Origin of the sequence: Pedobacter borealis DSM 19626 (assembly GCF_000708285.2) — a bacterium.
GTDB lineage: Bacteria > Bacteroidota > Bacteroidia > Sphingobacteriales > Sphingobacteriaceae > Pedobacter > Pedobacter borealis.
In genome coordinates this window covers 31,763-46,249 of record NZ_JAUG01000006.1, presented here as the reverse complement: position 1 = coordinate 46,249, position 14,487 = coordinate 31,763, and the positions used below count along the sequence as shown (strand labels likewise).

The 14,487-nt window shown below is 40.0% G+C and carries 6 protein-coding genes; 4 read left to right on the top strand and 2 right to left on the bottom strand.

What is annotated here, in order from left to right; genetic code table 11:
- Positions 1–70: 70 nt before the first annotated feature.
- From AW17_RS03215 to AW17_RS03200, 4 genes are all read left to right on the top strand, one after another.
- Positions 71–5,662 carry an alpha-2-macroglobulin family protein gene (locus AW17_RS03215; protein WP_029274668.1) on the top strand — a complete coding sequence of 1,864 codons (5,592 nt, stop codon included), beginning with the start codon at positions 71–73 and terminating at the stop codon, positions 5,660–5,662.
- A 206-nt stretch (positions 5,663–5,868) separates the two neighbouring features.
- Entirely contained in the window at positions 5,869–6,312 is a 444-nt protein-coding gene (locus tag AW17_RS03210; protein WP_051691608.1) for a transposase, read from the top strand.
- A gap of 427 nt (positions 6,313–6,739) precedes the next feature.
- Entirely contained in the window at positions 6,740–9,118 is a 2,379-nt protein-coding gene (gene pbpC / locus AW17_RS03205; RefSeq protein WP_029274667.1) for a penicillin-binding protein 1C, read from the top strand.
- 139 nt (positions 9,119–9,257) lie between these two features.
- Positions 9,258–10,238, top strand: coding sequence for an SH3 domain-containing protein (locus AW17_RS03200; RefSeq protein WP_029274666.1), 981 nt, complete (start codon positions 9,258–9,260; stop codon positions 10,236–10,238).
- Positions 10,239–10,247: 9 nt separating this feature from the next.
- On the opposite strand, the gene AW17_RS03195 is transcribed toward AW17_RS03200, so the two are convergent.
- Positions 10,248–10,787, bottom strand: coding sequence for a hypothetical protein (locus tag AW17_RS03195; protein WP_029274665.1), 540 nt, complete (start codon positions 10,785–10,787; stop codon positions 10,248–10,250).
- Positions 10,788–10,789: 2 nt separating this feature from the next.
- Positions 10,790–14,485 carry an eCIS core domain-containing protein gene (locus AW17_RS03190; RefSeq protein ID WP_029274664.1) on the bottom strand — a complete coding sequence of 1,232 codons (3,696 nt, stop codon included), beginning with the start codon at positions 14,483–14,485 and terminating at the stop codon, positions 10,790–10,792.
- Between the last annotated feature and the right edge of the window lie 2 nt (positions 14,486–14,487).

Below are 14,487 nucleotides of genomic sequence, written 5' to 3'. Positions count from 1 at the left end.
GATAAATTGCGACACATCTATTGCTTTTACCGTAACATTATACCCTCATTTATCTTAACGAATTTCAAACATGGAACAACCATCTACCTACCAATCTTCCTCTAAAAAGAAATTTATCTTCATCGGTTTACTTGCTGTTTCTATAGCGGCAATTGTATTTATTTATTTCAATAGAAAGAAAAAAAATCATGAAGAAAATCAGGCTTATGCAAAATATATCGAAGCCTATACTTCCGGAACCATTTCCAAAAAGAGTTTTATCAGAGTTCATTTAGCCAATGCGGCAACAGGTATGCAGGATCTGGGCAAAGCAGATTCACGCGAACTGTTCGACTTCTCCCCTTCTATCTCGGGCAAAACCTATTGGATAGATCCGCAAACGGTTGAATTTAGACCTGATGAAAACCTCAAACCTGGCAAAAACTACGAAGCTACATTCAAACTTTCGGAAGTTTCTGCTACAGAAAAAGGCCTTGAAGATTTCGACTTTGAGTTTAAAGTAATTACCCCAGGGATTATGCTTTCTCAAAACGGATTGGTTTCGCAGAACAATACTGCAATGGATTATATGAAATTAACCGGCGAAGTGGCTACTGCTGACGTAGAAGAAACCAATAAAATAGAGAAAACGATTTCATTGGATTTTGACCAAAAGCTAAAAATCAAATGGCAGCATGATCCGGCAAAAAACACTTCAAAATTCACTATCGATAGCATAAAAAAGACTGGAAACGATCAAAATTTAAAAATAGATTGGGATGGCGATGCCATCGACGCAGAACAAAAAGGAGAAGTAGAAATCCGTGTTCCGGCGATAAATAAATTCGAAATACTGGATATGAAGGCCATTCAGGGCGAAGAAGATTATGCATTGGTACAATTTTCTGAACCCATTGGTGTAGGACAGGATTTAACAGGTATGATTACGCTGGGCAATCTGAGCGATTTAAGATATACCATTGATGCCAGTCAGGTTAAAGTTTATGCTACCGAAGAACTTAAAGGCAATTATACTTTAAGTGTGAATGCAGGAGTAGAAAACATCAATGCGAAAACACTTCCAAACGGTAAAGTAGCCAATCTTGTTTTCGAGGATAAATTACCGGCCGTTACCATTGCAGGTAATGGTATCATTTTACCCAACTCAGGAAAGCTGGTTTTACCTTTCGAAGCGATTAATTTAAAGGCTGTTGATGTTACCGTGATCAAAATCTACGAAAACAACATACCGCAGTTTTTTCAAACGAATAGTTATAAAGATGGTAACGAGTTGCGTAGGGTAGCAAAACCTATTCTGCAAAAAACGGTGCGATTAGATGAAGACAAGGCGCTTAACCTCCATAAAAAGAACCGTTTCACCCTCGATCTTGACAAAATGATCCGTACTGAGCCTGGTGCCATGTACCGCGTTACCATTGCTTTCAGACGGGAATACAATGCTTACAATTGTAAAACCGGAGAAGAAAAAGCCGATGGTAATGAGAAAGAAGCCGAATATGGAGATGATGAAGGTTATGGTGAAAAGATTGACGAAGACGATGACTTTTGGCAGCGTTACAATAATTATTACCCGCCAAATTACAGGTGGAATGATAAAGACAATCCATGTACGCCATCGTTTTACACTAACCAGCGCTGGGCCAGCAGAAACTTAGTTGCCTCGAATATTGGTTTGGTGGCCAAACGTGGTAACGATAACAGCATGCTTATTGTTGCAACAGACTTATTAACGGCAAAACCATTAAGTGGTGTAAACCTGGAGTTGATGGATTACCAAAAACAGATCATATTCACTACTAAAACTGATGGTGATGGCTTTGCAAGTTTTGACCTGAAACGTCAGCCTTTCTTATTGATCGCTAAAAATGGTTCAGAACGCGGCTACCTTAAATTAGACGACGGAAGCTCACTTCCGTTAAGCCGCTTCGATGTTGGCGGTGACGTAGTTCAAAGTGGCTTAAAAGGCTTTATTTATGGCGAGCGTGGCGTTTGGAGGCCGGGCGACAGTTTATTTGTTTCTTTCGTGCTGGAAGACAAACTAAAAAAACTTCCTGCTAATTATCCGGTAACCATGGAGTTCTATAATCCCAAAGGCCAGCTTTATAAAAGATTAATTAATGGCAAGCCATTAAACGGATTCTACACCTTTAAAACCGCTACTGAAAGTACAGCGCCAACGGGTAACTGGATGGCGAAAGTTAAAGCAGGCGGTGCTACATTTACCAAAACCCTAAAAATCGAAACCGTAATGCCAAACCGTTTGAAAATTGATTTTAACGTTGGCAATAGGGCATATTTAAGTTCAGGAACATCAGCCGCTACCCTATCGGCCAAATGGCTATTCGGTGCTGTTGCGCAAAACTTAAAAGCGAAGGTTGATGTAAACTTAAACACTACAGAGACTAAATTTAAAGGCTTTGAGGGTTTTAGTTTCGATAACCCAACGGTTAACTTCGAATCGCAGGTTAAAACCATTTTCGAAGGCACTTTAAACCAGAACGGTACAGCGCAGATTAACACCAACCTCAATGAGAACAATACCGCTCCTGGCGTGTTAAGGGCAAACTTTACAACCAAAGTTTTCGAACCCGGAGGTAATTTCAGCATCGATAATTTCAGCATACCCTATCATGTGTATAGCAGTTATTTGGGTATCCGATCAGAAAAAGGCGACCGTTTGAGCGGTATGCTGGTTACTGGCAAAGCGCATAAAATCGAAATTGTAAATGTAAATACCGATGGAAAACTGTTGAGCGGAACCAAAACCGTTCAGGTAGAATTATATAAAACACAATGGCGTTGGTGGTGGGAACAGGACGATCAATATACCTACGCTAACTTTACCCAAAACCAGTATAACAAATTGATAGAAAGCCATCAAGTGAATCTGACTAACGGAAAAGGGAGCTGGGATTTACGTATTGATGAACCAGAATGGGGCCGTTATTTAATTTTGGTGCGTGATGCCAATGGTGGACATATTACCGGAAAATCTGTTTATGTAGATTGGCCGGGCTGGGCACAGCGCGAACAGGGCAGCAACCCAACTGAGGCGTCTATGTTATCTTTCACTGCTAATAAGGAAAAATTTACTGTTGGAGAGGATATTACCTTAACCATCCCAACTGGTAAAAACGGAAGAGCGTTAATCTCCATTGAAAATGGAAGCCGGGTATTAAAAACCTTCTGGGTAGATACCAAAGCCGGACAAACGCAATTTAAGTTCAAAGCTGAGAAAGAGATGGCACCTAATGTTTTTGCCAATATTACTTTATTACAGCCGCATGCACAAACGGTTAACGATTTACCAATCAGGATGTATGGTGCTATTCCGCTTTCGGTTGAAGATCCGCAGACCATCCTAAAACCAACCATAAAAATGTTGGATAAAATCAAGCCTGAAACCGAAAACACCATCACTGTTGCTGAGCAAAACGGTAAAGCAATGACCTATACCATTGCCCTAGTAGATGAAGGTTTATTAGATTTAACACGTTTTAAAACACCTGATCCACATGGTGCATTTTATGCCTGCGAAGGTTTGGGCGTAAAAACATGGGACCTATTCGACTATGTGTTAGGTGCATGGGGAGGGAATTTAGAACGCATTTTAAGCATTGGTGGTGATGGTAGCATCAACAAGAACTTAAATCCAGCAAAAGCCAACCGTTTTAAAGCAGTGGTTAAATTTATGGGGCCATTTACCATTAGCAAAGGCGAAAGTAAAACACACAAATTTAAATTGCCTCAATATATTGGTGCGGTAAGAGCTATGGTAGTTGCCGGGCAGGATGCTGCATATGGTTTTACCGAAAAATCAGTTCAAGTTAAGAAGCCCTTAATGGTTTTGGCTACTTTGCCAAGGGTTATCGGTCCGGGAGAAAGTTTCACCTTACCAGTAACCGTTTTTGCTACAGAGAACAACCTTAAAAATGTATCAGTACAACTCCAGGCAAATAATTTAATTGTTCAAGGAAGTAACAAACAGCAGCTTTACTACAAACAAACAGGTGAGCAAATGACCTATTTCGAGGTGAAAGCACCCAACACAGTAGGCATTGCCAAAGTAAAAGTGATTGCACAAAGTGGTGCTGAAAAAACTGTTTACGATGTGGAAATGGATATCAGAAATCCAAACCCATATGTAACCAACGTGGTGTCTGCAACGGTTCAGCCGCATACCAAATGGGCGGTAAACTATTTGCCAATCGGTATGACAGGAACAAATTCTGGTTCACTGGAAGTTTCTTCTATCCCTGCGATCAACCTTGGTAAAAGATTGAGTTACCTTATCCAATATCCGCATGGCTGTATTGAGCAAACTACTTCGGGTATATTTCCTCAACTCTTTTTGGATAGATTGAGTCCCTTGAATGAACAACAAAAAGCCACAACAGAGAAAAACATTAAAGCCGGTATAAATAGGCTGAAAGGTTTCCAAACTACAGATGGCGGTTTGTCTTACTGGCCGGGCGAAGGTAGTTCTGATGAATGGGGAAGCAATTATGCCGGACATTTCCTTGTTGAAGCACAAAATGCTGGTTATACCCTTCCTGTTGGCCTTTTGGATGAACTTTTGCGTTATCAAAAATCAAAAGCAGCAAACTGGGCGCCAAACAGTAATAATTTTTATGGTGGAGATTTGTCTCAGGCCTATCGTTTGTATATGCTTGCCTTAGCTAAAAAACCTGAAATGGCAGCAATGAACCGTTTAAAAGCTTTTGAATATTTATCAATCACTGCTAAATGGCGATTGGCAGCTGCTTATAAACTGGCCGGACAAAATGATGTTGCTCAAAATATGATCAGAGGTTTAGATACATCCATTCAGGCTTACAAACAATTGGGCGGAACTTATGGCTCCGATGTACGCGACGAAGCCATGATTTTAGAAACCCTAACCCTACTCGGTCAGAAGGCAAAAGCTGCGAGTTTACTACAACCTTTAGCGGCAAAATTGGGTGAAAACACCTGGTACAGTACACAAACAACCGCTTATAGTTTGTTGGCTATTGCCAAATTCTGTGGTTCAAACCAATCGGCAAATAAACTGCAATATCAGTATGTACTAGACGGAAAATCGGCTCCTGTAAGTTCAAATCAATACATCAGCAGTACACCTGTAACGTTTAAAGGAAATACGGCTTCTATTACCAATAATGGCAATAATGTATTGTTTGTGCGTTTGGTTTTAGAAGGACAGCCAATTGCTGGTCAGAACAATTTCTTGCCAAACCGACCAGAGGTATTGGATATGAATGTGACTTACAAACGTTTAAACGGTAAAGTACTGGATCCAACCTCTTTAAAACAGGGAACAGACTTTTATGCTGAGGTAACCGTAAAAAATCCTGGCAGAATGGGGTATTACGAACAAATGGCGCTCACACAGATTTTCCCTTCAGGTTGGGAAATTATCAATACCCGCGTTAACGATAATCAGAGCATTTTAGCCTCATCTCCTTTTACTTATCAAGATATTAGAGATGACCGCGTTTTTACTTATTTTAATGTAAGAGAAGGTGAAAGTTTAGTTTACAAGGTACTGCTTAATGCCTCTTATCTAGGTAAATATTACTTATCAGCCGTTCAATGCGAAGCGATGTACAACAATGATATTTCGGCTACTGAAGCAGGCAAGTGGGTGCAGGTAGTGAAGTAGAATAATTGGTGGTTCGTGGAGACACGAACCACGGCATAAAATAAAAATCGAAGCTTCGGTCCGTGTTTTCCACGGACCGAAATTTAAACAATAAAATACTGGTCGTAGCATCGCGCTACGACCTAAAAAAAGAAGACGAGAAACACGGTGTAAAATAAAAATCGAAGCCTCGGTCCATGTCCTCACGGACCGAAATTTAAACTAGAATGGATAATTTATTTCAAAAAAAAAGAAAGAGTTATATTGAAATAGGTCAAATTTATTTTTGGACGGCAACCATAAACAATTGGCAAAAACTTTTACAAAAGGTAGAATTTAAAGAAGTAATATTAAATTCATTTGAATATCTAAACAGGTTAAAGAAGATCGATGTTTTTGCGTTTGTAATTATGCCTAATCATATTCACACAATTTGGCGAATAAAAGAATTAAATGGAAAAGAAACAGCACAAGGCTCATTTTTAAAATATACAGCGCATGAGTTCAAAAAATTATTAAGTCGAAATGAGCTGATGAATTATTATACAAATGCGGTTAATAAAAATCATGAATTTTGTCAGAGAGACCCAGTGGCAATACATCTATATTCTCCAGAAGTTGCTTATCAAAAACTAGATTATTTACACAACAATCCTTGTACAGAGCACTAGCAATTAACCAACGAACCTCAAGATTATTTATATTCATCAGCTTCTTTTTATGAGAACAATGAAATTAACTATTCATTCTTAAAAGATTTGAGAATAGAATTTTAACAAAACGCTATTAATCGATTGGTTCGTGGTAACACGAACCAAGGCGTATGAAGACTATAAAACGAGTTTGTATCATATCGGCAATTTCATGCCAGATGCTGTCATGTTGAGCCTGTCGAAACACCTTAAAGAGTATTTAAGTAGGTCCTTCGACGGGCTCAGGATGACAAATCTATATTTATGATACAACCTCGTTTAAATTACGAGTATAAATTTTACTCACGAATTGGTTTGTGAAGACACGAACCATGACGCACGAATGCTAAAAAAACGAGCCTCGGTCCGTGGAGACACGGACCGAAATTTATTTTTAAAAAATTAAATGAACAAAATTCCAAAAGCTTTCCTCATTTCCGATGTTATCTGCTTTGCCCTGCTTTTGGCTTTTCTTTTTTCGTTACCCTCAAAACTGTTTAAAACACCTACTTCGTTTGTAATTGAGGCAAGCAATGGCAATTTATTAAGTGCAGCAATTGCAAGCGATGGACAATGGCGATTCCCTGTGGCAGACAGTGTTCCTGTAAAATTTAAAGATTGCATCATTGCTTTCGAGGATAAGCGGTTCTATAGCCACTTTGGCATTGATTTTCTGGCCATGAGCAGGGCCATGCGTCAGAATTGGAAAGCTAAAAATGTAGTTAGTGGTGGAAGTACATTAACTATGCAGGTAATCCGTTTATCGCGAAAACAAGACCGAACAGTTTGGCAGAAATTATTGGAAGTGATTTTAGCTTTACGCTTAGAAACAAAATATTCAAAAGAGGAAATTATAGGCCTATACGCTGCAAATGCGCCATTCGGCAGTAATGTTGTGGGCCTAGAAGCAGCAAGTTGGCGATATTATGGTCGCAATGCCAAAACCCTTTCATGGGGTGAAATGGCGACATTGGCTGTATTGCCCAATAGCCCTTCTTTGGTTCATCCGGGTAAAAACTCCACGAGATTAATTAAAAAAAGAAACGATTTATTAGATAAGCTGGCTAAACTAAAATACATCGATCAGGCGACTGCTAATTTAGCTAAGCTAGAACCCGTTCCAGGTAAGCCTATGCCTCTACCCCAAAATGCGCCGCATCTGTTGAACCGTTTTAAAATAGAACGAGCGAGTCTTAAAATCTCCTCTACCAGAATTACTTCTACGCTGGATGAAAATATCCAACTAAAAGTTAATGCCATATTAAAACGGTACAATAACCGTTACCGGGCAAACGATATTAATAATATTTCGGCGCTGGTGCTCGATGCCAAAACCGGTCAAGTAGTAAGTTATATAGGTAATATTTATCAGCCAGAAAATGCTGACCTGCAAAGCCACGTGGATATGATTAAAGCACCACGAAGTCCTGGCAGTACCTTAAAACCCTTGCTTTATGCCAGTATGATGAATGATGGCTTTATATTACCGCACACATTAGTCCCTGATATCCCAACTCAAATAGCGGGCTATTCACCACAAAATTATGATCTGGGCTACGATGGTGCAATTGCTGCAGATAAAGCGCTGAGCCGCTCCTTAAACATCCCCGCAGTGAAAATGCTGCAACAATACAAATATGAACGTTTTTACGATAAACTAAAAAAACTTGGAATAGGAACACTTAACCAGCCAGCAGATCATTATGGATTGTCGTTAATTTTAGGCGGTAGTGAAGTTACGATGTGGGATTTGGCCAATACCTACATGGGCATGGTGCGCACGTTGAACCATTTCAATACCTATAAAGGTTTGTATACCCCTGAAGATTATAAACCTGCAAACTATTTCAATAGCGAAAATAAAGATGAAAAAGATTATCAGCGTACCTCCTTTTTAGACCATGGTTCGATTTGGGCTACTTTTAATGCAATGGAAGAGGTAATGCGCCCAGGCGATGAAGGTTTATGGGAGCAGTTTTCCTCATCGCAAAGAGTTGCCTGGAAAACTGGAACGAGTTTTGGCTTTCGCGATGCCTGGGCTGTTGGCTTAACACCAAATTATGTGGTTTGTGTTTGGGTGGGCAATGCCGATGGAGAAGGAAGACCAGGCCTGGTAGGAATTGAAGCAGCTGCCCCAGTCCTATTTGACATTTTTAGGTTACTGCCCAATGGAAAATGGTTCGAAACACCAACCACCAAATTAAAAAAGATAAAAATCTGCAAGCAAAGCGGTTATAAAGCCGGAGAATATTGTACCAATGTGGCAGAAGAATTAGTGCCGGCTGCAGGAGAGAAAACTGCCGTTTGTCCTTTCCATAAATTGGTTCATTTGGACAGAACAGGCACATTTAGGGTTACCGACCAATGTGAAAGCATAACCCATATGCAGCATAAAAGCTGGTTTATTTTACCGCCAGCAATGGAGTATTATTACAAAATAAAGAATAGCGACTATAAATCCCTCCCGCCTTTTAAAAGTGGCTGCGACCTCTCAGGTGGAAATAGCGTAATGGAGGTAATTTACCCGAAAAACAATGCGATAGTTTACATTCCTTTAGAGCTAGATGGAACAAGAGGCAAAATTGTGATTAATGCAGCCCACAGAAATTCAGGTTCTAAAATATATTGGCATATTGATAATGAATATGTTAGTACCACTACTAATTTTCATCAACTGGCCATTAGTCCACCGCCTGGTAGACATACTTTAACCCTGGTTGATGAAAATGGAGAAAGGCTGGTGCAAACTTTTACAGTTTTAGACAAAGAAAACAACAACAAATAAAAGCTAATAAAAACATAATAAACTGATATTAAAAAACTTATAAAAATTTAAACTAATTAAGTATATTTAGTAAAACATTTTGAATTTCAAAAATTTTCATCCTTGTAACAGTTAAGTTTTAACTTAAATCAACCTTGTTATGACTAGTAAATTCGGTTTTACGAAAATGGATATTAATGAATTTGAAACGTGGATTTCAAATTTAAGAGTTGCCCGAACCATCATACACATTCAGGAGCATCATACCTGGAGTCCGAGCTACATCAATTTTAAGGGTAATAATCACTTTGATTTACAACAAGGAATGAAAAGTTACCATGTTAGCCATAATGGCTGGATGGATATCGGTCAACATTTTACTACTTTCCCTGATGGTACAATTTTAACCGGTAGAAACCTTGAAAATACACCTGCTTGCATTTTAGGTTTTAACAGCCACGCCATTTGTATTGAAAATCTTGGCGATTTCGATACAGGAAAGGATTTAATGACCGCTGAACACAAAAATACTATTGTAAGGATAACGGCAGCACTGTGTAAAAAATTCGGTATCACAGTTAACAGCGATAACGTAGTTTATCACCATTGGTTTAATTTAACCACCGGAATAAGAAATAATGGAACGGGCAACAATAAAACCTGCCCGGGCACTAATTTTTTTGGCGGTAACAAGGTTGAAAATTGCAATCAAAATTTCCTACCACTGGTAAGTGCAGCTTTAAACGGTGTCGTTCCACAACCTGCGCAGAATATTATAAAATATGTTGCAGTTACCGCCGATAGCTTAAACATTAGGGAAGACGCGAATGCCCAAAGTAAAAAAGTTACAGGAGTTGAGCCAGCAACCTTAGGTGCAATTCTTCGTGTATACGGAGAGAAAAATGGCTGGTATAAAATATCAGCATCGCAACAGCATTGGGTAAATGGAAGTTTCACCAAAAATGTAACCAGGGCAACTGTAAATGCCACTACCCTAAATGTTAGAAGTGGGCCTGGCACCAACTTTCCGAAAGTTTCTGCGCTTACAAAAAATCAGGAGGTTTTTATCGTTGAAGAAAGTAATGGCTGGTGTAAAATAAGTAACGATAATAAATGGGTGAAGAAGGAATTTTTAAGTTAACTATTTAAGCTACTGAAAACTTTCTTTCCACTCGCTAAAAGCTTTTCTTAATTTAGAAGTAGCCAAAAAACTTTGTATTGGATCTTCTATTTTACCAACACCTTGTTCATCAATAAAATTATACAGCGCATTATAATCCGGATAGTCTGTATGAAATCTTTGCAATTCCTTTTCGAGATAATTTTTATTGAAACGCTTTAATACCTGCTTTTCTGTTTGGCCCATCCGTTTTGCAAAATCCAGAAAAGTTAAGCATTGGTACATTAAGCCTGTACCATAGTATAATATGGCTAAAAAAGTTTCAAAATCCTTGGCTGCAATATCAAAAGGAATGCCTTCAGAACTTATTAATACAACGGGAAAGCCATTTTCATGCTTCCAGATTGCCCAAGCAGAACCATTATTTGATTCTGCGAAAACCTCCAAATCTTTTGCGTTATAGTTGGCTATTAATTTAGTCAATACGCTATTGTCAGCAGGCTCTAAATCAATCAAAAAGCCCTGTTGATTATCCAAAAAAGCTTGAAATTTACTTACGAGATTTTCCATATCTATGTTTTATATCGATCTAAATTCTGCGTTAACATAGCTTGTTCTCCTTGTAAAATACGCGTTTTCAATTCATTGTATAAATCGGTTTTATCGGTACCTGTAAAACCAACTTCTCCCAAATCTTTCCAGTTATCATGCGTCTCTGCCTGATTAACCACTCCTCTCATCGCCTGAACATCTGCACCCAATTCTTTTTTCAATAGATCTACATTATCCGACCGTTTTTGTTTAGGAGTTTTAGTTTTATCGTGCCTTATGGTATCAACAGCAGCCGTAAAGGCTTTCAAAATCGGATTACTTTTATGTCCAAAAGTTCTACCAGCTTCATGCCTATATTTGTGTAAATTGATTACATAGGCTGAAGGTGCATGGCTGCCGTCTAAAACATCTTTTATCGGATTGCTTGGTGGGAAATAAGGTTGTGCAGCCGAATAAATAAGTGCCGCCGCCTGAGGTTGGTGATCGCCTGTCATTTGATCTCCTTTTGGTATTGGTACACTTCCATAGGTACCAGCCAAACCTTCTAAGGCATAACGGTTTCTGGCATCTGATAAGTTTTCTCTTCCTATTAGCGATCTTAAAATAGTGGTTAAAGCGATAGAATTTGTCCAAAAATCATTAGCGTATTTTTCCAAATCTGCTTGTTTACTTGGATCTATTGCTCTACCCGTATTGTCATCAACTTTAATGGTATTTAATTTTTGGAGATTTGGCGCTACCCCAGTACGGTATAAATTTTGCGCAGTAACGGCCTGTATATGTTTTGGATCTGTATCAGAAGTTGTATCAATAATATCCTGTAAAAATTTCTCGATAGTAATGGGCTCACTGGCCATCATTTCTATCCGATTCCCTTCGGTACCTCTTATAAAAATTAAATGATGCTCATTATTTACATCATCAAAAGGTTCGGTCCTATCATACCAGGTGTCGTCGTTACCCAAGTCGGATTCACAATTTGGCGAAAAATTTGTTAAAGGCCCTGTTGTGTACGTACCAGCAGGAATCACTGTATGGTTTCGATAGTGATAATAAGGATACAAGATGCCGTGAACTACTGACATTCTTGGTCTTACCGTAAAATTGCTTCTATCGATATAGGTACTTGCCACGGTATCTGGTAGGGTAGAAATATATTGTAAATCATCAGGAACACCTGTTGCAGCTTGGGCTTCTGCCCTACAATCTGTCTTATAGTCTGTCCATCTTTCTCCACCTGCAGCAAAATCTCCCGATGGTGGCACAATGCTATAATGATAAAAATCTGGTCCAACTTCATTATTTGGCCCGCCACCACCTGGTGGAACATGCGGTGTTATTGGTGTTACAGAACCAATAGCTACAGCTGTTTTTGCAAAATACATTGAGCGAGGATCGTAAGGCGGTAAGCCAAAAGCCCAAGCTGGGCAATTTCCAGCCAGGTTATTGCACGCACATTCTATATTTGCTGCCATGTGCCAAGGTAAAATCATCGCCCAAGCACCTGTTTCTCCTTTAACGTCAGCTGCCCAATCAAATCCGGCATCATGTTCTCTGCAACCATCATGAGTATGGCAATTTTCAAACTTCGTATATTCCCATAATATACCAGTAGCAGGATCAATTTCGTGATGTATGGCTTCATGTTGGCATGTATCACAATTGGGTCCGCAAGCGCCTCTACATTCTGATCCGCTGGCCAGAAGTGGTTTTCTTTCATAAGCTTCTAAAGGCCCGCCTAACCTAGGGCCAGGACCATATGAGCCACTTCCAGGAGCACCTGTTGCGCTCCAATCCCAACTACCACCATTTTGTGATGGCAGGTAATTAAGGGCTCTTAAAATACCGCATAATCCTGAAATCAACGGACAATCATCTGTAAAACCTTGGCTCCGATCAATGGCCAATCCGATGTTATCGAAAGGAATACCTGTTAAAGTTGGTGTAGCTACACTTACACCTGTAATTCCAACGCCAGGTACACCACTAATACTACCTGATAAACCAAGTGAGGCTGCTGCATCACCATGCCATTCGTACGGTTGCCAGTAAATACGGCACAGATTAAAACCAAGTACGCTTAGCTGGGCATAAGCTCCAGCAAATAAATCAGCAGCAATACCCAAATCGAGATCAATATCAGGACTAGCCGTAATGGTGCCTCCACCATATGATAGTGCGCCACCAATATGTGTAGTTTGCATTCCGATAGCCCTGACAAATACTGCTGGACCACCTTCGGCACTGATTAGTGGAATACTTACCGGTACTGGTATAGGTCCAACAGGTATAATTCCGCTTAAACTAAGCTCGCCTTTTATTCCACCCCGTAATTCTGCACCTAATGATAAAGCGCTTGTAATGCTAATACCACCGCTAATACTGTAGTTGCTGGTTAAAGGATTGATTAAAATATGTGTCGGGTCAAAACAAATTGGCCCTATCTGTACCTGAACTTCTGGTGTAATACTACCCGTAAGCCCTACTTCGCCCGAAATGAAAACATCAGGAGCGATTGGCATGGCAAAAATTGGGGTCATAAAATCCTGGTCCATAGCATCTAACGTAAACTGCTGACTATGGCCATCTAACGGACAACCTCCAGGAATATCGATTTCTAAACCACTGGTGGTTATCCTTACATCCACACCTAAAGCATCGGCCAATGCCTGTGCCGCCTGTCCCGCTTGGGTTGCAAGCCAATCTACTGCATCTACACCTGCATCATAAACAGTACCTGCCGCATCAGATACAGCTCCACCTACAGCACTTGCGGCATCTCCAACAGCACCAGCCGCATCACTCAATCCTTCACCTACAGTATCAACTCCTCCGGCTACATCATTGGCAAACTCATCCCAGCTATATCTTTGTATTTCTGGGGATGCCCCTTGCTGCATGGTATGCGTTAACTCATGTGCCAACAAAAATTTTCCGCTCTGCGAATTTGGGTTATACTCGCCTTTATTAAAATAAATATTATTGCCAACTGTGAATGCCCTGGCATTAATGCTATCGTTCATTTTAGCAGCGTGGGAAGTATCATGAATCCTTACTCCCGAAAAATCGCCCCCCATTTTACCGCCCAAATCATTACTGACATGCCCGGGTAAAGTGGTTCCACCTCCCCTTGTAGCTGCTATACCGGATTGTACGCTAGAAGGCGCATTTCCCCCTGCAAATGAAGCCGATTCTGATTTCGCTTGTAATACTTTGGGCTGATCTACTTCTTTCAGCTCTTCAGGTTTACGCTGGAGTTTTGCCTTACCTAAATCTTCGGGTATCGCTTTTTCTTTTGGTGCTATTTTTTCATCTTTGCAGGTATTGCATGTACGTTGCAATATAGGTTCATCTCGTTCTTGTTCTTTTCTTGATGCTTTCTCTTCATTTTCACAACTGGAACATTTGCGCTGGATTGATGGCCTTGCAAGGGTTCTCATTACTGATTTTTCTTTCCTGGATATCTTTTTATCCTGTTCACAGCTCGAACATTTACGCTGCACACTCATCCCTGAGGTAGCTGCACCAGAACCCGACATCGCAAAACCAGTGTTAGACGGCATTCGCATTACCCTTTCGGCTACCTGATCGGCCTCTTTTTCTTGAGGATCATTTACAGCACCTACTTTTAATTTGGCCTGAACGCAACCAGCCCCTGGCCTGCTATGTGTAACAGACTTTGATTGAGAATTTCCATATGCCAATGCAGTACTCATTG

Bases quoted from the DNA above. Each gene is read 5' to 3' on its own strand.
- AW17_RS03215 (WP_029274668.1), top strand. From the start codon at position 71: ATGGAACAACCATCTACCTACCAATCTTCCTCTAAAAAGAAATTTATC.
- AW17_RS03210 (WP_051691608.1), top strand. From the start codon at position 5,869: ATGGATAATTTATTTCAAAAAAAAAGAAAGAGTTATATTGAAATAGGT.
- pbpC (WP_029274667.1), top strand. From the start codon at position 6,740: ATGAACAAAATTCCAAAAGCTTTCCTCATTTCCGATGTTATCTGCTTT.
- AW17_RS03200 (WP_029274666.1), top strand. From the start codon at position 9,258: ATGACTAGTAAATTCGGTTTTACGAAAATGGATATTAATGAATTTGAA.
- AW17_RS03195 (WP_029274665.1), bottom strand. From the start codon at position 10,787: ATGGAAAATCTCGTAAGTAAATTTCAAGCTTTTTTGGATAATCAACAG.
- AW17_RS03190 (WP_029274664.1), bottom strand. From the start codon at position 14,485: ATGAGTACTGCATTGGCATATGGAAATTCTCAATCAAAGTCTGTTACA.